At 70.7% G+C, this 18,443-nt stretch carries 17 protein-coding genes and 1 pseudogene; 10 read left to right on the forward strand and 8 right to left on the reverse strand.

Annotation, left to right across the window (positions count from 1 at the left end; translation table 11 throughout):
* Positions 1-2 precede the first annotated feature (2 nt).
* Positions 3-1,613 (reverse strand): nitrilase-related carbon-nitrogen hydrolase, encoded by a 1,611-nt coding sequence (locus tag ON30_RS34050; RefSeq protein WP_040714439.1) that lies wholly within the window; start codon positions 1,611-1,613, stop codon positions 3-5.
* A 222-nt stretch (positions 1,614-1,835) separates the two neighbouring features.
* Between ON30_RS34050 and ON30_RS34055 the strand changes: the two genes are divergently transcribed.
* Positions 1,836-2,120 (forward strand): Dabb family protein, encoded by a 285-nt coding sequence (locus ON30_RS34055; RefSeq protein WP_040714440.1) that lies wholly within the window; start codon positions 1,836-1,838, stop codon positions 2,118-2,120.
* Positions 2,121-2,130: 10 nt separating this feature from the next.
* Here the strand turns inward: ON30_RS34055 and ON30_RS34060 are convergent, their stop codons facing one another.
* Genes ON30_RS34060 through ON30_RS34080 form a run of 5 tightly spaced genes read right to left on the reverse strand, consistent with a single transcriptional unit; the run spans position 2,131 to position 7,844 of the window.
* Positions 2,131-3,543: an aldehyde dehydrogenase family protein gene (locus tag ON30_RS34060; RefSeq protein ID WP_051030388.1), complete on the reverse strand. Its 1,413-nt coding sequence runs from the start codon at positions 3,541-3,543 to the stop codon at positions 2,131-2,133.
* Positions 3,543-4,700 carry an FAD-dependent oxidoreductase gene (locus ON30_RS34065; RefSeq protein WP_040714441.1) on the reverse strand — a complete coding sequence of 386 codons (1,158 nt, stop codon included), beginning with the start codon at positions 4,698-4,700 and terminating at the stop codon, positions 3,543-3,545. Before ON30_RS34065 ends, ON30_RS34060 begins: the two co-directional genes overlap by 1 nt.
* Positions 4,697-6,085 carry an aldehyde dehydrogenase family protein gene (locus ON30_RS34070; protein WP_040714442.1) on the reverse strand — a complete coding sequence of 463 codons (1,389 nt, stop codon included), beginning with the start codon at positions 6,083-6,085 and terminating at the stop codon, positions 4,697-4,699. Before ON30_RS34070 ends, ON30_RS34065 begins: the two co-directional genes overlap by 4 nt.
* Positions 6,085-7,356, reverse strand: a complete 1,272-nt coding sequence (locus tag ON30_RS34075) for an acyl-CoA dehydrogenase family protein (protein ID WP_040714443.1) — start codon at positions 7,354-7,356, stop codon at positions 6,085-6,087. The genes ON30_RS34070 and ON30_RS34075 overlap by 1 nt, the downstream gene beginning before the upstream one ends.
* Positions 7,353-7,844 carry a flavin reductase family protein gene (locus tag ON30_RS34080; RefSeq protein WP_063720007.1) on the reverse strand — a complete coding sequence of 164 codons (492 nt, stop codon included), beginning with the start codon at positions 7,842-7,844 and terminating at the stop codon, positions 7,353-7,355. The genes ON30_RS34075 and ON30_RS34080 overlap by 4 nt, the downstream gene beginning before the upstream one ends.
* Before the next feature lie 125 nt (positions 7,845-7,969).
* Here ON30_RS34080 and ON30_RS34085 point away from each other — a divergent pair, with 125 nt between their 5' ends.
* Positions 7,970-8,755, forward strand: coding sequence for an IclR family transcriptional regulator (locus tag ON30_RS34085; protein WP_040714444.1), 786 nt, complete (start codon positions 7,970-7,972; stop codon positions 8,753-8,755).
* Between the two features lie 7 nt (positions 8,756-8,762).
* Here the strand turns inward: ON30_RS34085 and ON30_RS34090 are convergent, their stop codons facing one another.
* Positions 8,763-9,470: a hypothetical protein gene (locus ON30_RS34090; RefSeq protein WP_040714445.1), complete on the reverse strand. Its 708-nt coding sequence runs from the start codon at positions 9,468-9,470 to the stop codon at positions 8,763-8,765.
* Positions 9,471-9,673: 203 nt separating this feature from the next.
* On the opposite strand from ON30_RS34090, the gene ON30_RS34095 reads away from it, so the two are divergent.
* The 8 genes and pseudogenes from ON30_RS34095 (at position 9,674) to ON30_RS34125 (ending at position 17,414) form a co-directional block, all read left to right on the forward strand.
* The gene (locus ON30_RS34095; RefSeq protein WP_040714446.1) at positions 9,674-11,071 is read left to right on the forward strand and encodes an MFS transporter; all 1,398 of its coding nucleotides are present in this window, start codon (positions 9,674-9,676) and stop codon (positions 11,069-11,071) included.
* Between the two features lie 75 nt (positions 11,072-11,146).
* Positions 11,147-12,550, forward strand: coding sequence for an alpha/beta fold hydrolase (locus ON30_RS36815; RefSeq protein ID WP_083911884.1), 1,404 nt, complete (start codon positions 11,147-11,149; stop codon positions 12,548-12,550).
* A 132-nt stretch (positions 12,551-12,682) separates the two neighbouring features.
* Positions 12,683-13,093, forward strand: a complete 411-nt coding sequence (locus tag ON30_RS34105) for a hypothetical protein (protein ID WP_040714447.1) — start codon at positions 12,683-12,685, stop codon at positions 13,091-13,093.
* Positions 13,094-13,114: 21 nt separating this feature from the next.
* A pseudogene (locus ON30_RS39935) lies at positions 13,115-13,327 on the forward strand (peptide deformylase); the annotation flags it as partial.
* A gap of 27 nt (positions 13,328-13,354) precedes the next feature.
* Positions 13,355-14,479, forward strand: a complete 1,125-nt coding sequence (locus tag ON30_RS34110) for an FAD-dependent oxidoreductase (protein ID WP_040714448.1) — start codon at positions 13,355-13,357, stop codon at positions 14,477-14,479.
* Between the two features lie 72 nt (positions 14,480-14,551).
* Positions 14,552-14,956: a hypothetical protein gene (locus ON30_RS34115; RefSeq protein WP_040714450.1), complete on the forward strand. Its 405-nt coding sequence runs from the start codon at positions 14,552-14,554 to the stop codon at positions 14,954-14,956.
* 202 nt (positions 14,957-15,158) lie between these two features.
* Positions 15,159-15,359, forward strand: a complete 201-nt coding sequence (locus ON30_RS34120; RefSeq protein WP_040714452.1) for a hypothetical protein — start codon at positions 15,159-15,161, stop codon at positions 15,357-15,359.
* A 246-nt stretch (positions 15,360-15,605) separates the two neighbouring features.
* Positions 15,606-17,414, forward strand: a complete 1,809-nt coding sequence (locus tag ON30_RS34125; protein WP_040714454.1) for a multicopper oxidase family protein — start codon at positions 15,606-15,608, stop codon at positions 17,412-17,414.
* A 61-nt stretch (positions 17,415-17,475) separates the two neighbouring features.
* Here ON30_RS34125 and ON30_RS34130 read toward each other — a convergent pair whose 3' ends face one another.
* Positions 17,476-18,438, reverse strand: a complete 963-nt coding sequence (locus ON30_RS34130) for an alpha/beta hydrolase (RefSeq protein WP_051030391.1) — start codon at positions 18,436-18,438, stop codon at positions 17,476-17,478.
* Positions 18,439-18,443: the final 5 nt, after the last annotated feature.

The following is an 18,443-nucleotide window of genomic DNA, read 5'->3' on the forward strand; positions in this document are numbered from 1 at the left end:
GGTCACTCCATTCCTGAGGTCGCGGCGGCGAGCGGCCCGCGTGGCCGCCCGTCGACGAGGTTGGTGCCGCGCGAGACGTCGCGGTTGACGGCCTGCGCGGGTCGCAGGACCGCGCGCAGGCTGATCGAGCCCGCGACCGTGGCGCTGACGACGGGGTGGCTGATGACGCCGGTGAACGGGCCTTGCCAGCGCGTCCACAGGGTGAAGTCCGGACTCAGCGCGTAGCACGCGCCGCGGAATTCGCCGTCGCCGTCGTAGCCCGCGGCCACCACGTTGAGGCGGTTCTCCGCGGCGCGTTCGGCGAGTCCGAGCGTCAGTTCCCACGGTTCGGAGGGCGTGTGGGTGACGGCGACCACGTCGGCGTCGGCCACCGCGGCCAGTCGGAAGGTCTCGGGGAAGACCGCGTCGTCGCCGACCACGAGCGCGAGCCTGCCCCAGGGCAGCTCGAATATCGTCTGGCGCGCACCGAATTCGGTGAGCCACGGGTGACGGCGGGTCGGATGCAGTTGCGGCTGACGCCCCAGCACCCCGTCCGCGCCGACCAGCACGCCGTGGTGGCTCGCGCCGTCGCGCACGGAGAACACCAGATACGCCGAGGTGCCCGCGAGCGCGGCGCGCGCCTGCTCCACGGTGAAGTCCGCGAGTTCGGGCGCGACGATCAGGTCCGCGCCCGCGGCGGCGGCCTCGCGCACCAAGGGGAGTTCGGCGGCGACCACCGCGGCGCTGATGGTCGCCGCGCCGGGCCCCGCCGCGCGCGCCGACGGTTCGGCCAGCGGTCGGTAGATCTCCGGCCGTCGCGCGCCGAGCAGATCGGTGCCGTCGGGGCGGATCTTGTCATCGGCCGAGGTGACATCGATGTCGGCGACCACGAGCGCCTCGCCGGTGGGCGGGGCGATGGCCACCACCGTGCCGTCGGGCGCGACGATCTGACTCTCGCCCGCGCCGTGCAGGCGATCGGCGGGGACGCCGAGGCGTTCGGCGATCTGGGGCAGTTGGTCTTCGGGGAGCAGGGGACCGACCTTGTTGGCGGCGACCACCCACACCTTGTTCTCCGCCGCGCGGACCGGCACGTGCAGGCTCGCCTCGTCGACGGCGAAGGAGTTCAGGCTGTTGACCAGGATCTGCGCGCCGCGCACGGCCAGCGATCTGGTCACCTCGGAGATGACGCCTTCCATGCAGGCGTACATGCCGATCCGGCCCAACGCGGTCGCGATGACGGGAGATTCGCTCGTGCCGCGGTCGAAGTAGTCGTTCTCGGCGCCCATCAGGATCTGCTTGTCGGCTTCGCCGAGCAGTGCGCCGTCGGGACCGTAGAGCAGACTGGTGGCGGTGGTGCGTCCGTCGGGGCGCGCGAGGCTGATGCCGATCTTGACGTGGATGCCGTGACGTGCGGCACGTTCGGCGACGGCGGTGAGGAAGTCGTCACCGAGACGCAGGGCCGCTCGGCGCGCGTGCGCCCGGTCGGCGTACCAGGATAGGTGGTTACAGAACTCGGGCAGGACGACCAGTTCGGCCTCGGCCCCGGCGGCGGCGTCGATGGCGCGCAGGCACGCGTCCAGGTTGACCGCCGCGTCGGTGCCCGCCGCGAACTGCGCGGCCGCGACTCGGGTCATGGGCGGATCCTCTCGGATGGATGACGTTTCGTTGTCCGAAACATGGTTTCCCATTGCGCTGATTCTGTCCCTCGTCGGCGAAGGTGTCCAGGCGGGCAATACGCATTTCATGCGGACGTAACGAAAGGTCGTTTCACCTGCGACGACTGGCGGGATCGGGTGCTCGGCAGGTAGAGTCTCGTTCCGCTCAAGGAAACAGTGTTTCGATAGTGAGGTAGTCGCATGGCTCTGCACCACGTCGTCCTGATGAGGTTCGTCGACCGTGCCGACGCGCCGGAGGCCCGACGGCGACTGCGCGCGATGGCTCCGCACGTCGCCCAGATCCGCGACATGGCCGTCGAACTGGACGAAGGCGGCACCGCGGTGTCCTACGACCTGTGCCTGACCACCGTGCACGACTCCGCCGCCGAACTGCGCGGCTACCAGGACCATCCGGCGCACCGGGAGATCGCGGCGTGGCTGACTCCCCGCCTGGCCGCGCGCGCCGTCGTGGACTTCCAGCGCTGATCCCCGGGGGTCAGCCCGCCGGGTATGCGCCCGCCGCCGCGCCGAGCCCGCCGCGCCGGAACGCCGAGGGCGCGTGGCGCACCGTCGACTGGACGTACTCGCGCATGCCCTCGAGCCCGTACTCGCGGCCGAACCCGCTGGACTTCACGCCGCCGAACGGCGCGCGCGGCGACATGCCCGTCCGATTGTGGGTGTTGACGAAGGTGAATCCCGCCTCGAGTCGCCGGGCCAGGGCGAAGGCCCGGTCCTCGTCGGCCGACCACACCGATGCCCCGAGACCGAGTTCGCTGTCGTTGGCCCGCCGCACCACCTCGTCCTCCGCGTCGTAGACCAGCAGCGGAACCGCCGGACCGAACTGCTCGAGCCGCACCAGATCGGCCTCGTCGGGCAGGTCGAGCACCAGTGCGGGCGCGAGGAAATAGCCGTCGCCGCGCGGGGCGGGCGCGAGCGGGACGATGCGCCCGCCCCGCCGTGCGGCGTCGTCGAGCAGGGCGATGACCCGCTCGGCCGCCGCGCGCGTCACGACCGGCCCCATGGTGACCTTCGCCGAGAGCGGGTCGCCGACCCGCAGCGTCCGCGCGGCCGCCGCCCGGTAGGCGTCGACGAACTCCGGGTACCGCCCGCGCGGCACATAGAGCCTTTTGGCGGCCATGCACACCTGGCCCGCCGTCGCGAACGAGGCCAGCACCAACCGGTCGTAATCGGCGTCGGTCAAGGCGAAGTCGTCCAGCAGGATCGCGGGGTCGTTGCCGCCGAGTTCGAGCAGCACCGGTGTCAGCGCCGCGCCCGCGGCCGCCGCGATGGCACGGCCCGCCGCCTCGCCCCCGGTGAAGGCCACCTTGCGGACCGCCGGATGGGCGATGAGCGCGGCCACGGTGTCGGGACCGCCGTGCACGACGGTGGTCGCGGGCAACAGTTCCGCGACCGCCGTGACGGTCAGCGGCGCGAGCGGAGAAGGTTTGAGCACCACGGCGTTCCCTGCGGCCAGCGCCGGACCGAGTTTGATCATCGCCAGGATGATCGGCGCGTTCCACGGCGTGATCGCGAGCACCACGCCGAACGGCGCGCCCGTCTGCTCGAGACGGCCAAGGTCGTCGTCGCGGACATCGGTGTTCAGCACCGCGGGCGCGTTCGCGCACACCCAGCGCAGGTAGGTGACGGCGAAACCGATCTCGCCCCGGCAGTCGGCCACCGGCTTGCCCGATTCCCGGGCCAGCAACCGCGCGAAGTCGTCGGTGCGCGCGGCGATGGCGGCCGTCGCGGAGCGCAGCACCGTCAGCCGGTCGGTCAGCGATCGCGCCGACCAAGCGAGGAACTGGTCGTGCGCCCGGCGCACCGTCGCGTCCACGGACTCCGGCGCGCTCGCCGCGACCGAGCCGACGATCTGCGCGGGCGCGGCCGGATTCTCCCGTTCGATCCGCATCAGGACACGCTCCGCTCGACCAGCGAGTCGAGCAGACACGCGCGTCGCAGATAGGCGCGCGCCGCGACGGGGTCGGCGGCCAGCGCGCGCAATCGCTCGTGTTCGGCCCGCTGTCCGGCGGCCCGCAGGCGCGACCAGTTGTCGTGGCTGGTGCGCTGGACGTGCTCCACCGCGACCTCCCGGCGTCGCTCGGCGGCCTCGGTCAAGCGTTGCTCGGGTGCGCCCGCGATCACCTCGGCCAAGGCGGTGGACATCGCGACGGCGTCGTGGATGCCGCTGTTCATGCCGAGCCCGCCGAGCGGATTGTTCACGTGCGCCGCGTCGCCCATGAGCAGCACCCGGCCGTGGCGGAACCGGTCGGTGACCCGCTGGTGCACCCGATACAGCGAGGCGTGCCGGATTCGCCACGGTCGCCCGAGGTCAGCGACCCCGATCAGCCGCTCGGGCAGGCGCGCCAGTTCGACGTCGTCGGCGGTGTGCTCGGGAGTCGGCAGGAGCACACGCCAGTGGTGCGGCGTGCGCAGCAGCACCAACCACTCGTCCGGATCGAAGACGTAGTCGATCGGCGCGATCCCCGGCAGCGCCGATTCCAGGTCCTCCTCGACCGAGGCGACGAGGAACCTCTCCGGATAGGTCGATCCTTCGAAGGGCGCGCCGAGCGCCTTGCGGACCGCCGAGCGGGCGCCGTCGGCCCCGATCAGCCAATCTCCGCGCACCGCACCGGATTCGGTGTGCGCGACCACCGAATCCCCGTCCGCGGTGACGTCGATGACCCGCTGCCCGAAGCGCACCCGCGCGTGGGCGGGCAGGGCTTCGAGCAGGATCGGCGTGAGCCTGCTCTGCTCGAGTTGCACCCGATACGGGTGCCGGGTGTCCGCGCCCAACACCGCGAGATCGAGGGTGGCGATCTCGCCCGCCCGACGGTCCCGGTACTGGAAGGTGCGCGCGAGCAGGCCGCGCTCGAGCAGCGGCCCGAGGACGCCGAGGTCCTCGAGCATCTCCAACGTCGGCGGGTGGAAGGTGGAGGCGCGCGATTCCGTCGCCAGCGCGGGGCCCGCCTCGAGCACCGTCACGGTGACGCCGCGCCGGGCGAGGGTGAGCGCGGCGGTCAGCCCCACCGGACCCGCGCCCGCGATCAGCACGTGCGGGGCGTTCATGAGGTGTGCAGGGCGAATCGCCCCTCCACGCCGACCACCCGCGCACCGGTGAAGAACCGCAGCGTCTCGGTGGTGCCCTCTTCGCCGATTCCCGACAGACCCCAGGCCGGTCGCGGTGTCATCAGGTGCAGACTCATGATCGAGGACCCGTTGACCTTGACCTCGCCCGCGCGGACCCGGCGTGCCACCGCCAGCGCGCGCTCGGTGTCGGTCCCGCAGACGTAGCCCTCCAGTCCGTAGGGGACGGCGTTGGCGAGCGGGACCGGGTCCTCGTCCGCGCCGTAGGTCAGGACCGCGGCGATCGGGCCGAACACCTCCTCCGGCAGGTCCTGCTCGACCAGTGTCGGCGCGAGATAGTTGCCGGGTTCGGGGATCTCGCCGTAGGACCGCGCGGGCAGGCCCGCGACGGCCGTGCGCAGTGACGCGACGTGGCGGGAGTGGATCTGCGGTCCGAAGTCGGTGCCCGGGTCGAGCGGCGGGCCGATGACCAAGGCGCGCAACCGCTCTCCCATCGCGGCGAGGATCGCGGGAGCCAGATCGACCGGCAGGATCAAGCGTCCCAAGGCGCGACACCACTGGCCGTTGAGGGTGGTGAGCAGGTCCACGGCCATGCGCGCGGCGGTCTCCACGTCGGCGTCGGGCAGCACGACCAGCGGGTTGTGTCCGCCCAACTCCAGTTGCGCGGGGCGCAGCAGCGGCGCGGACGCCGCGGCCACCGCCCGACCGCCCGCGAGCCCGCCGGTGAACGACACGGCCTTGATCCGCGGGTCCGCGACCAGTCGCGCACCGGTCGCGCCGTCGCCGTGGACGAGCTGGAACATCGACACCGGAACGTGCTCGGCGACGGCGCGCGCGAGCAGGGGCGCGCTGAACGGCGTGTACTCGCTGACCTTGAGGATCACCGGGCAACCCGCCGCCAGCGCGCAGGCCACCTTGTGCGCCGCCATCGGGGCCGGAGCGTTCCACGGCACCAAGCACAGCGCGGGTCCCAAGGGCATGCGATGCACCTCCACACCGTCGACGTCGGCGCGCAGGATGCCCGCGCGCACCTGTGCCGCCGCGAGGCGGAACGATCCCGCGACGATCGCGCCGAGCGGAACCGTCTGGCGCAGCGGCACACCCGTGGTCGCGGCGTCGGTCCGCGCGATCCGCTCGAGCACCGGTTCCAGGGCATCGGCGACGGCGTCGAGCATGTCGGGCGTGACCGTCTCGCTCGCGGCATCGGCGACCGTCAGGGCGCGATCGACGCGGTCCGGCGCGGTCCCCAGGGCCCGCGCGGTGGACTTCCCGGTCGCGGGGTCCTCGAGGTCGAAGCCCAGATCCTCGGTGGGCGCGGCCCAGTCGCCGTCGACGAGGTCGAGGACCTCGGGCAGATCGACGCTCATCACCCCACCTCCGCCGGGGCGGTGGCGAACAGCTCGTTGGCCTTGGCGTCGGTCGCCATGCGGGCGACCTCGAGCATGCCGCGTTCGGCGGGGAAGGTCATCACCAAGCCCATCGCGAGATCGCGCAGCGCGCGACCGGCGGGCCCCTGCATCGAGGCCGCCGACGTGCCGCCCGCCTTCAACGCCCCCAACGCCACCTGGAAACAGGCTTCGGTGACCGATCCCTTGCCCAGCCGCCACTGCGCGAACACTTCCCGCTTGTCCTTGAACGGCGGTTGCGCGGTCTCGACCGCGAGTTGATAGCGCAGCCACAGGTAGGCGGTCTGCAACTGCTTGGTCATCTCGCCGAACAGCACCTGGTGCACGGGCGAGGAGGCCACCGGTTTCCCGGTGTCGGCGAAGGTCTTGCGGGTCGCGGCGGCGATGGCCTCGTCGTAGACGTTCTGCGCGCACCCGGTGTACACGGCGGCGATGGCGAGTTGGTTGCCGACGAAACTGCCCCGGCTCATCCGCAACATCCTCGGGAACGCCCCCGGCACGGTCAGCGCCTCGTCCTCGGGAATGAACACGCCGTCGAGTCGGATGCCGTTGTTCGCGGTGGCCCGCATGCCGAGCCCGTTCCACGGGGCGCGGATCGACACCCCCGCCGCGTCGCGCGGGACGAAGAAGGTCGCGATGCCGTCGGCGGTGTCGTGACCGTCGAGTTTCGCCGAGGTCAGGTAGTAGTCGGCGACGCCGGTCGCGCAGCCGAAGGATTTCTCGCCGTCGAGCAGCCACCCGCCGTCCACTTTGCGCGCGGTCGTGGCGATGGTGATGTTGGCCGCTTCGGTCTTGACCGATTCGGAGGCGAAATTCGCCAGCCACACCCCGTCGGCCATCCGGTTCAGTACTTTCTCCGCGAAGGCGCGCACCAAGGGGATCTCCTCGGCCTCGAAGAGTCCCGCGTCGATGGCCTCGAGCGGCAGCAGGCCGCGCGAGGCGCTGGTGTTGTGGAAGAAGAAGGCCAGCGCCGTGGACGAACACGCCGTACCCATCGCGTAGGTGGCGGCGGCCAGATCGCGCAGTCCGCCGCCGAGTCCGCCGAACTTCTCGGGCACCACCAGTCCGAGCAGTCCGGCCTCGCGCAGCAGTGCGAGGTGTCCGGTGGGGAAGGTCGCGGTGCGGTCGGCGTCGTCGGCGGCGGCGCGCAGCGCGGGCAGTACCGCCTCGACGCGGCGCGCTCGGTCGCGTTCGGCTTCGGTCATGTCTTCGACCAGGCGTTCACCGATCATCGGAGCAGTCCTTCGTAGTAGGTGCGGGCGTGATACACGAGCGGGGCCACCGGACGCGGCGTCGCCGCGTCCTGCACCGATCCGAGCAGTATGGTGTGGTCACCGGCCTGGTGACAGGCGGTGACGACGCAGTCCAGCCACGCCGGGGCGTCCGCGAGCACCGGCGCACCGGTCCAGGCGGTATCCCATCGGCCTTCGGCGAAGCGGTCGGAGTAGGGGGAGTCGGCGGTCGCGAAGCGGCGGCTGATCGAGGTGTGGTCGTGGCCGAGGACGCTGACGGCGAAGACGCCGCTGCGCCGGATCATCCGATAGGTGGTGCCCGCGGAGGCCAGACACACCGAGATCAGCGGCGGATCGGTGGCGACGCTGGTGAACGAGCTGGCGGTCATGCCGTAGCGGTGGCCGTCGGCGTCGGAGACGGTGGTCACCACGACCACTCCACTGGCCCATTGGGCCAGTACCGTGCGAAAGAATGGCGGGTCAACCACGGGCTCTCTCGTTTCGTTGGTCGAAACACTGTCTCCCTCAACGTAACGCCGACCTGGGTGGACCGCAAGGGCAACAGGGCCTTCTCACGTTTCCCCTAGGGAAATTCTGTGCTTAGACTTGCCGGGTGACGGAGACAGAGACCGAGAATTCGAGTCGGTCCATCGCGGCGGTCGAACGCGCGATGGACGTGCTGCTGCTGTTCGGCCGCTCCGGCCGCGCCGATCTCGGCGTGACCGAGATCGCGAACGAACTCGCGATCACCAAGGCCGCGGTGCACCGCATCCTCACCGCGCTGCGCAATCGCGACCTGATCGCCTTCGAGCCGACCACCCGCCGCTACACCCTCGGCCACGCCGCGATCGCGTTGGGGCGGGCCTACTTGGCGCGCACCGATCTGCGCATCATGGCGGCCCCGGAACTGCGCAGGCTGGCGGCCCTGACGGGGGAGACCGCGACGCTGTCCATCCGTCGCGGCGACACCCGGATGTACGTCGACCAGGTGGTGCCCAGTCACGAACTGCGCGTGGAAGTCGCACTCGGCGTGCCGTATCCGCTCTACGCGGGCAGTTCGTCCAAGGTGATCCTCGCCTACCTGGCCAAGCAGGAGATCGACGACTACCTGCGCAGGCAGGAGTTGACCGCGTTCACCGAGGACACCATCACCAATCGCACCGCGCTGCGCCGCGAACTGACCGCGATCCGCAAGCGCGGATACGCGATCTCGTTGGGGGAGCGCCAGATCGGCGCCGCCTCGATCGCCGCGCCGATCCTCGACCACGACGGCGGGGTGGTCGCCGCGCTCAGCGTGTGCGCGCCGCTGTCGCGCTTCGAGCCCCGGGTGGAGGAATTCGTGCCGGTCCTGCTGAAGTCGGGCCAGGCGATCTCCGCCCAACTCGGCCACCAGGGCTGACCGGTCCTCACAGATTCGCGCCCGGTTTCAGCACGCCGAGCGCGGCGGCGGCCAGCACGCTGCCCCAGATCGTCCAGACGTAGGGCAGGCAGCCGTCGACGGCGCGGGTGATCGTGCGCTCGACCTCGGCGGTCGAACCGGTCGTCGTCAGCGTGTGGAACGCGGAACCGAAGGGGCGCAACGTCCGTCGGATTCCGAGCCCGGCCGCGATGGCCGCCGCGTAGAGCAGGATCTTGGCCCCGAGCCAGCGCGGTTCGGTGGTGACGCCGAACGGTTCGGACGCCGTCACCGTGTAGATTCCGCCGACGGTCAGCGCGAGCACCACCGCCCAGCGGATGCCGAGGTCCACGCGCACGACCATCGGAAAGCGACCGTGGGTCCGGTGCGCCGTGACGGCGAGGAACAGCCAGCCGAGCGCGAACAGCCAGGTGGCCGCGACGGTCCACCAGGTGAACGGGTCGAGGCCGAACACGCGCGCGCCGTGCGGGTCCAGCGCCATCAGTGTGACGCCGCTCGGCAGGAACAGCACCAGGCAGATCTTCGGCGCGAGGTCGAGTCCGCTCATGATGCGCAGGGCGGCGACACGGGCCTCGGCACTCTGGGCGGGGTCGATGACGAAACGGCTGGAGTAGAACACGCCCAGGTCACCGCCGAGCCAGAACACGAACAGGGTCAGATGCAGGATGATCCACCATCCGTGCGCGTGTGCTCCCATTGGTGTTCCTCTTTCGCGATGCGGCGGATTTGGAGACAACGTATCCCTATACGAAACAGTCGGCAACCGCGAGCGGCGTCGAGGGTTGGATAAGATACACGCATAGGTGTTTGTCTCTGTCGGTGTTACGTCGGTGAGACGCAACCGTTTTGCCCGATTCGTAGGCTCGGCCCATCACCGGCCATCCGACGGAAGCGCATGCCATGACCGACACCCCGCCCGCGACCCCGGAACCGCCCGCCCGGCAGACCGGCCTCGTCGAAACCGCCGTCTTCGCCAAGGGGCCCGCCCGACTGCTCGACCTGACCAAACAGGCCCCGCTGGGCTGGTGGCCCGCCGCCGCCGTCGGACTCGTCGCCTTCGTCGACCGCGTCGAGATCAACCTCGTCGCCGGCGCGCTGCCCGCCATCCAGGACCACTTCGGATTCGGCGACACCGCCGCCGGGGCCATCCCCACCGCCGCCGCCCTCGCCGGAGCCGTACTCCTGCTGCCCGCGGGCCGACTCGCCGACCGCGCCCCGCGCGTGGTGACCATCGCGATCGTCGTCCTGATCTGGTCGCTGTGCTCGGTGCTGAGCGGGCTGGCGACCACCTTCGCGCTGTTCTTCCTGGTGCGCGTCCTGATCGGCGCCGCCGGTCAGCTCTACAGTCCGCCCGCCTCCAGCCTGCTCGCCGACTACTATCCCGCCCGAAGTCGCGGCAAGGCATACGGATTCGAGCGCGCGGGCTACTACCTGGGGTTGCCGACCGGAGTCATCCTCGGCGGCGCCCTCGCCGAAGCGCTCGGCTGGCGCACCGTCTTCTTCGTCGCGGCGATCCCCGGCCTGCTGGTCGCCGCGCTGGTCCTCACCGTCCGAGAACCGCTGCGCGGCTTGGGTGATCGCCTCGAACGCGGCGGTGCGAGTGAACCGAGCGCGAGCCCCGCGCGAATCCGGCCCGCCTCGCTGTTGGCCGAAGCGAGACAACTGCTCGGCATCGCCACGCTGACCGGAATCATCGTCGGCCAAGCGCTGCTGTCCCTGGGCATCGCGGGCGTGTTCTATTGGCTGCCCACCCTTCTGGAACGCACCGAGAACCTCGGTTACGACTCCGCCTCCGGGCTCGCGGGCGCCATCGGCGGCACCGGCATCGTGATCGGCATCATCGCGGGCAGCCGCCTCGGCGACCGCGCCCACGGCGCGCGCCCCGCGGGTCGCCTCACCGTGGCCACGGCCATGCTGCTGCTCGGCGCGCTCGCCCTGGCGGGCGCGGTCCTCGTACCCGGCCTCGCCGCGCGCGTCACCCTCATCGCCGTCGCCTGCGCCGGATTCGCCGGGGCCATACCGAATCTCACCGCCGCCTCCGCCGACGTCCTGCCCGCCGACCGTCGCGGCATGGGCTTCGCGCTGCTCACCTTCCTGGTCACCCTCGGCGGCGCGCTGGGCCCCTTCTTCGTCGGCCTCACCTCCGACCTCGTCGGCGCCACCGACTACACCGGCGAACCGCTGGTCCTGGCCATGCTCGCCCTGGTCCCGGCGATCTTCCTCGCGGTCGCCGCGCTGCTGCGCGTCCGCGGACGCTACGAGCAAGACGCCCGAACCGCCACGAACACCCTCCCCTGAGACCGGTTGTCTCGCTGCCGCTTCGGCCCGCGCCGGGTATGTCCGAGACTGCTCGCCGTCGGGTACTTTCAGCTGATGATCGAGATGTCCCGGGTATGGCGCGGTGCGGGCGCTGTGCTCCTGCTCGCCGGTGTCGCGTTGAGCGGTGCGGGGGTGGCCGGTGCCGCCGAGCCCACGTTGGACTGGACGGCTTGCCCTTCGGTGGCGGCGTTCCCGGGAATGGAGTCCTTGCAGTGCGCCGCCCTCGAGGTGCCGATGGACCATGCCGTGAGCGACGGTCCCACCGTGCAGGTCGCGCTGTTCAAATCGCCCGCCCGCGACCCGGATCGGCGCAAGGGGAGTCTGATCATCAACCGGGGTGGTCCGGGGTATCCGACGTCGCTGTATCTGATGGGACTGGTCACCGGTTCGTTGCCGTCACCCTGGGACGAACGGGTGTGGCAGCAGTACGACGTGATCGCGGTCGATCGGCGCGGCGTCGGTTTCGCGACCCCCGCCGTGACCTGCTTCGACACCGTCGAAGCGATGACCGCGTTCGGCGCCGACGTGCCGGTTGTTCCGCTCACCGCCGAGGATCTGGCCGTGCGTGCGGTGCGGGACGCCGAATTCGCCACCCGATGCCGTCAGCGCGCCGGTGACCTGCTCGACCACCTGACCACCGCCGCGGTCGCCAAGGATCTCGACCGCGTCCGCGCGGCTCTGGGGGAGGACCGACTGCACTTCCTCGGCCAGTCCTACGGCGCGGCACTGGGATTGGTCTACGCCAACCTGTATCCCGACCGGGTCGGTTCGTTCGTCCTGGACAGCGTGCTCGATCCGACGGCGAGCGCGCCCTCCGGGATTCGCTCGGAAGCGACCAACGGCGACCTCGCCACGACCGAGGCCATGAACGAAGCGCTTCGCCTGTGCGCCGCAGGGCGGACCTGTGCGTTCGCCGCCGACGACCCCGTCCGCGCGTTCCCGGAGTTGCTCGTCCGCCTGCGCGAGCGGCCGATCCCGCTGACCGCCTCCGACGGAACCTCGACCACGCTCACCTACTCGAAACTGGTCGCCTACCTCGGTGGCGCGCTCTATCAACCCGCGATGTGGCCGCAGATCCGGCCCGACCTGCTCCTGCATCTGGCCTACCGGGCTGCCGGCGAACCTGATTCCGCGCCGACGGAAGAACTGGCCAGGCTTGTGATCGACACGACCGGGGCCCTCGAGGTCGCCCGTCTGCTGGCGGGCAGTCGGGTACTGGTCCACGAAGGCATCGGCCACATCGCGACCCAGCAGTCGCGCTGCGCGGTCACGGCGGTGTCGGACTATCTCGCCTCGGGCATCCTGCCCGCCGAGGGCGCCACTTGCCCGCCGGACACCATCCCTTCGCTTGATCGCGGCACCTCGAGCTGTCGCGTTTCCCAGGACGGGGAGGTTTCTCCAGGTATCGGGGTCGGAGTCCCGGGATCATGCAGCGTCCCCGAGTGGACGCGGGGTTGAAAAGCCGAGCATCCGTCGGGCGTCGCCCCGCGCCGAAGCGCCGGCTTGACGGTGCCTCGCGCTCGGCCGCCGAGGGCGGTGCCCGTGCTTTTGGGGGGATATGAACACGGTGGTCGGGGCTATATCCCCAGCATGAGGAAACCAACGACAATCGGCCTCGCCCTGGTCTCGCTGACCTTCTGTCTCGCGACCAGCCCCGTCGCGAGCGCGTCTCCGAGCCCCGTCGCCGAGGAGACCGTGTATTTCAGCTTCTCGGGCTCGAACTGCGCGATCCGCCCGAACGGCGACGTCGGATGCGACATCCCGGGCGGCACCAACCTTTTCGGCTTCACCGTCCACGACCTCGCGATCGATCTGCCGTTCCTGCCCGCCCATCCCACTTTCGGGCTCGTCGGTCCGCACGGACGCCCCGGCAGCCCGCCGATCGACGGCAGTCTGACCAACGGCGGGGCGACCTGCACCGGTGGCGGACGGGGCGCGTTGCTGTGCACGTCCAAGGGCCACAGCTTCAGCTTCGGTTGGTCGGGCACCACCATCAGCTGACCTCCGCCGACCGGCCCCTCCGGCTGGTCGGCGCGGATCGTCCAGCACGAGATCGACCATCTCGACGGCATCCTGGACCGCGCCCAGATCCGCTCGTTGGCGGGCAATGCCGAACTGCGACGACGCTGGTCGCAGCCGACTCCGCACGAAGCCGCGTACGCCCCGCGCTTCGGATTGCCGGTGAACGACGTGGCCGAGATCGTGAACAGCGGCGACCCGCGGCGTCTACCCTGACGGGGGGTTCGGCCAGGAGGTGACGCGGTGAGTCGAGTGGTGATCGCCGGTCTCGGCGACACGGGTGTGCTCACCGCGATGCATCTGGCGCGGCACGTCGAGGTGGTCGGGATCTCGGCCAGATCGGCGCTGGTCAGCGGGCAGGAACTCGGGATCAGGCTCAGCGAGCCAGGGCGCTGGGCGCGCGACTACTGGATGCCGTTCGATCGGCTGCGCGGCATGGACCGGGTGCGCACCGTGCGGGCCGAACTCACCGGGGTCGACCTGGCGGCGCGCACAGTGTTCGGGCGCGGACCGGACGGCGGCGCGGTCGCCGAGAGCTACGACGCGCTGGTGATCGCGACCGGGGTGCGCAACGGTTTCTGGCGACAACCGTCGGTGCAGTCCGCGACCGAGATCGGCGCGGATCTGCGGGCGGCGCACGAACGACTGGCCGCCGCGGATTCGGTGCTGGTGATCGGCGGCGGCGCGGCGGCGGTGAGTTCGGCCGCGAATCTGGCGCGCGTGTGGCCCGGCAAACGGATCGCCCTGTGTTTCCCGGGGGAGCGCGCGCTGCCGGAGCACCATCCGCGAGTGTGGGATCGGATACGACGCCGGCTCGGCGAGCTCGGGGTGGACCTGCGTCCCCGACACCGGGCGGTGGTGCCGGACGGGTTCGCGTGCGACGCGATCACCGACGAGCCGGTCGAATGGACCACCGGGCAACCGGAGACGCGGGCCGCGGCCGTGCTGTGGGCGATCGGACGCGCGCGACCGAATACCGGCTGGCTGCCCGCCGAACTGCTCGACGAACGCGGATTCGTGCGCGTCACAAAGCATCTCGCGGTGCCGGGGCACCCGGAGGTCTTCGCCGTCGGCGATGTCGCGGCGACCGATCCGCTGCGGAGTTCCGCACGCAACCGCGCCGACAAACTCTTGGCCCACAACCTGCGCGCCCATTTCCACGGCGGCACGCCGCGCGCCTACCGTCCGCCGAGACGGCGCTGGGGTTCGGTGCTCGGCGTCCAACCGGAAGGTCTGGACCTGTTCGCTCCCGGCGGCCAACTCTTCCGCCTCCCTTCCTGGTCGGTCGACCGTATTCTGCTGCCGTGGATAGTGCGGCGCGGCATCTACGGCGGCGTGCGCGCGAACGATCCCTACCGCCCCGAGTAGGCGGGCGTCCGGTCATGATGGGGGTGTCGCCCCTCGTGTGCGGCAAACGATCGATCCGAACGGGTGGGTGGGATGAACGGTGAACCGGAGGGGCCGGGAACGAACGAATTGTTCGAGCACGGCATGGCTTTCGTCGCCGCGGGTGACCTCGACCGCGCCGCCGAGTCGGCGCACGAACTCGCCGAACGAGGAGGCGACGACAAGGCGAGCACCGTATTCCGCGCCGTCATCGAGAGATTCGAGCGAATCGGCGACCTCGAGCGCATCCCCGTGTGCTGGCGGTGCGCGAAACCCTTGACCCGCCGCCCGATTCCAGGCCGCGGAAGTCGTTGCGCTGCCGCCGCCACCGACAGCCGACGGCGCTCCCATTCCACGATCCCGGCCTGTTCGATCGGCGCACCGCCGATGAAGGTCCGCAGCCAGGTCCCGAACACCGGAGAATCCGGTTGCGCGCTCGCGCCGCCGCCGCCGAGGTAGATCGCCGTGGCCGTCGCCCCTGCCGTCCGAGTCATGAAGTTTCGCCTGGTCAGCATCGACCTTTTCCTATCGCCGGCCTCCCCGGTTCGCGCGACAGCGCAGTCGCGCCGCGGCAGGGAGGATGGGTTAACGCAAGTAGTTCTTGCTCGAGATGGCATGGCGACTCGGATCCTGTAGCCGACGTGGATGAGGCGAAGAACTCATGGGCGAGTTCATCGCGATCCACACATTCCCGGGCGGCGACGAAGTCGCCCGAGACCAGGTCCGAGCTCGGGACAAACGCCTGACCGTCCGGTTCCCGGCGAGTCTGCCCGCGCGAATGATCCATCAGCACCGATGGCATCTCGCCGTGGAGTTCGGCAACTGGATCATCGCCGCCGCGCCCGCGGCCGCCACGCTGTGAGCGGTTCGTTCGGACGACGGCGCTTCTGGAGCGTCCCGTGGTGTTCCGGGTGGGCGGCGTCGTCAACTCCCGTGCCGAGCGGTCACGGCGAGGCGCGGGGGTCTAATGTCGCTGTGGCCGGCGTTCATTCGCGCGCTCGGCGGGTGCGCTCCCGGGTGGCCCATTCAGCAAGGTACGGGCAACTGTACCCAATGGTATGGTCGCCGTGCGGGCGTGCGATGGGGCCGCCGGCGGAAGGGTGCACAGATGAGACAGCCGATCGGGCGTCGCCTGTTCCTGCGCGGCGTCGGTGCGGGCGTGCTGGGGACGGCGCTGTCGCGGACACTGGTGGCGGCGGATCCCGTGGCGGCGAGTCCGCTGCTGTTCCACTCCCCGTCGGTCGAACCTTTCGTGGACGACCTCCCGCCGATCCCGGTGACGCGCGGCGACCGACTGGACCTGCTCGCCTCGTCGACCACCCACCGATTCCATCGCGACCTGCCGGAATCGCCCGCCTTCGGCTACAACGGCATGTCCTATCTCGGGCCGACCGTGGAACACCACGCGCACACCCCGCTGCGGGTCCGCTTCGCGAATCGTCTCGGCGCGCATCCCTTCGCCGCCGATCTGGACACCTCGGTGCACGGTGTCGCGGAGAGTTTCCGGACGCGCACGCCCTCGGTCCTGCATCTGCACGGCGGGGTGACCCCGCCCGCCAGTGACGGACATCCCGAACAGGTGGTGTATCCCGGCGAGGAGATCGAGCACGATTTCCCGCTGCGCCAGGACGCGGGCCACCTCTGGTACCACGACCACACCATGGGCATCACCCGCGCCAACGTGTACGCCGGGCTGGCCGGAATGTTCCTGCTGCGTGACGAATTCGACTCCGGCGCGGCGGACAACCCGCTCGGACTGCCCGCGGGCGAGTTCGAGGTGCCGTTGGTCCTGCAGGAGAAGATCTTCACCGCCGACGGCCGCCAGTCGCTGCGGTCCACTCCCGTTGTGCCCGAAGGGTCGTGGGAGGGCGGCGCGGTGGGTGACGTCGGCTTGGTCAACGGCAAGATCTGGCCGTCGATGTCGGTGGCGCGCGGACTGTACCGATTCCGGGTGCTGAACGCCGCGTCGTTCAGCGTCTGGAATCTGTTCTTCGGCGATCGGCGGCGATTCTGGGTGATCGGCGACGACCACGGTCTGCTCGACGCCCCGGTTCCGGTCCACGAGGTGCGGTTGTCTCCGGGCGAACGGCTCGATCTGCTGGTGGATTTCGCGGACCTGGCGCCGGGGGAGTCGGTGGAACTGCGCAACGACGAGGTGCCCGTCTTCCAGGCGGCTGTGATCGGTGCGGTGACGATGCCGGTGTTCTGCCGATTCCGCGCCGAGTCGCGCCGGGGCTTCACCGGCGCGGTGCCGGACCGTCTGCGCGGCGGCCCACGACAACCCGCCGCCTTGCCGCCCTTGCGCACACCGACCGTGGTGCGTGATGTCACCGTGAGTCAGCCCTACGAGGTGCGGACACCGCCCTCGATCATGTCGCTGAACAATCTGCGCTTCAGCGATCCCGGTATCGAGATGCCCAGGCAGGGCACGGTCGAGCGCTGGAACATCATCAACATCACCCCCGACCCGCACCCGATCCACCTGCACCTGGTCACCTTTCGGATTCTCGGCCGCGCCCCGCTGCGCACGGTGGACTACCAACTCGCCCATCCGCAACCGCCCATCGGCCGGAAATGGACGCCGTCCGCCGACGGCTTCCTGGCGGGTCCGATGACGCCGCCGCAACCCTGGGAGGCCGGCTGGAAAGACGTGGTGCGCGCCGACGGCGGCACGGTGACCAGCATCATCGTGCGCTTCCCGACCGAAGCCGAACTCGGCTTCGACCCGGACGCCGTCTTCGCCCGGCGCGCAGGCGGCACACCCGCACCCGGCGACACCCACACCACCCACGGCCACGGCGACACCCACACCCACGACCACGCGTCGGGCACGGATCTCCAGGGCTACGTCTGGCACTGCCACATCCTCGACCACGAAGACCACGACATGATGCTCAAATACCGCCTGGTCCCCTGACCATAAGTTCCGAAAGCGTTGTGCGCTCGGCGTTTGCGGGACTCCGTTGGGTGAGCGGTGTTCAGGAGATGGCGAGGGCTTCGGCGAGGTGCGGCCACGCGTCGTGGAGGTCGGTCTGCCAGGACGGCCAGGCGTGCAGGCCGGTGGGGCGGTCCACGAAGGTGGCGGGTAGGTGGAGTTCGGTGGCGCGCCGGCGGAATCGGTCGGTGCAGGTGTTGGCGCCCCATTCGAGCGGCGCGCCGGTGACGGCGTCCTGCGCGGAGTCGTCGGGGGCCGGTGTTCCGCTGCCGACGGTCACGAACAGGGCTGTGCCGCGCAGGTTCTCGGCCAGCAGCAGGGGGTCGTGGGCGGCCCACTGCGGATCGTCGGGCGGGCCCCACATCAGGTCGGGGTCGCCGCCGCGGGTCGCGACGGTGGCGCGGATCGACTGCTGGGCGAAGGGGTCGGCGCTGGCGGGGCAACTGCTGAAGGCGCCGGCGAAGCGGTAGCGGCCCGGGTGTCGGGCGGCCAGGGTGAGCGCGGCGTGTCCGCCCATCGACGGTCCGACCAGGGCGGATCTGGTGGTGTCGACGGAGTAGGCGGCGCGCAGCGCGGCGGGCAACTCCTCGGTGAGGAAGGTCTCCCACCGGTTGGCGCCCAGGGTCGGGTCGGGGTGCAGCCAGTCGGTGTAGAAGCTGCCCCGGCCGCCGACGGGCAGCGCGACGGTGACATTCTTGTCGCGGAACAGGTCGGCGGCATCGGTTTTGGTGAGCCAGTCGCTGGCCCGGGTGCCGCTGTCACGTCCGGCGTCGGCCCCGTCGAGCAGGATCGCCACGGGGGTTCCGGCCGGATCGGCGGGCGCGAGCACGTCCACGAGGATGTCGACGTTCATGGACGGCGAGTGGACGACCAGCGTCTCGCGCACGGGGGCGGCGTGTGCCGGTCCGCCTGCCACCACCGACGTGACGGCCAGCACCGTCAACATCAGTAGACCGGCGAGTCGGGTGCCCGTGCCGAGACGACCGCGCGGCCGAGTGCTGCTCATCGAGA

Origin of the sequence: Nocardia takedensis NBRC 100417 (assembly GCF_000308695.1) — a bacterium.
Classification (GTDB): domain Bacteria; phylum Actinomycetota; class Actinomycetes; order Mycobacteriales; family Mycobacteriaceae; genus Nocardia; species Nocardia takedensis.

Coding starts and splice junctions, on each gene's coding strand:
- ON30_RS34070 (WP_040714442.1), bottom strand. CDS start 6,085: ATGAGCGTCGATCTGCCCGAGGTCCTCGACCTCGTCGACGGCGACTGG.
- ON30_RS34090 (WP_040714445.1), bottom strand. CDS start 9,470: ATGGGAGCACACGCGCACGGATGGTGGATCATCCTGCATCTGACCCTG.
- ON30_RS34065 (WP_040714441.1), bottom strand. CDS start 4,700: ATGAACGCCCCGCACGTGCTGATCGCGGGCGCGGGTCCGGTGGGGCTG.
- ON30_RS34120 (WP_040714452.1), top strand. CDS start 15,159: ATGGGCGAGTTCATCGCGATCCACACATTCCCGGGCGGCGACGAAGTC.
- ON30_RS34125 (WP_040714454.1), top strand. CDS start 15,606: ATGAGACAGCCGATCGGGCGTCGCCTGTTCCTGCGCGGCGTCGGTGCG.
- ON30_RS34115 (WP_040714450.1), top strand. CDS start 14,552: ATGAACGGTGAACCGGAGGGGCCGGGAACGAACGAATTGTTCGAGCAC.
- ON30_RS34050 (WP_040714439.1), bottom strand. CDS start 1,613: ATGACCCGAGTCGCGGCCGCGCAGTTCGCGGCGGGCACCGACGCGGCG.
- ON30_RS34075 (WP_040714443.1), bottom strand. CDS start 7,356: ATGATCGGTGAACGCCTGGTCGAAGACATGACCGAAGCCGAACGCGAC.
- ON30_RS34095 (WP_040714446.1), top strand. CDS start 9,674: ATGACCGACACCCCGCCCGCGACCCCGGAACCGCCCGCCCGGCAGACC.
- ON30_RS36815 (WP_083911884.1), top strand. CDS start 11,147: ATGATCGAGATGTCCCGGGTATGGCGCGGTGCGGGCGCTGTGCTCCTG.
- ON30_RS34130 (WP_051030391.1), bottom strand. CDS start 18,438: ATGAGCAGCACTCGGCCGCGCGGTCGTCTCGGCACGGGCACCCGACTC.
- ON30_RS34060 (WP_051030388.1), bottom strand. CDS start 3,543: ATGCGGATCGAACGGGAGAATCCGGCCGCGCCCGCGCAGATCGTCGGC.
- ON30_RS34105 (WP_040714447.1), top strand. CDS start 12,683: ATGAGGAAACCAACGACAATCGGCCTCGCCCTGGTCTCGCTGACCTTC.
- ON30_RS34055 (WP_040714440.1), top strand. CDS start 1,836: ATGGCTCTGCACCACGTCGTCCTGATGAGGTTCGTCGACCGTGCCGAC.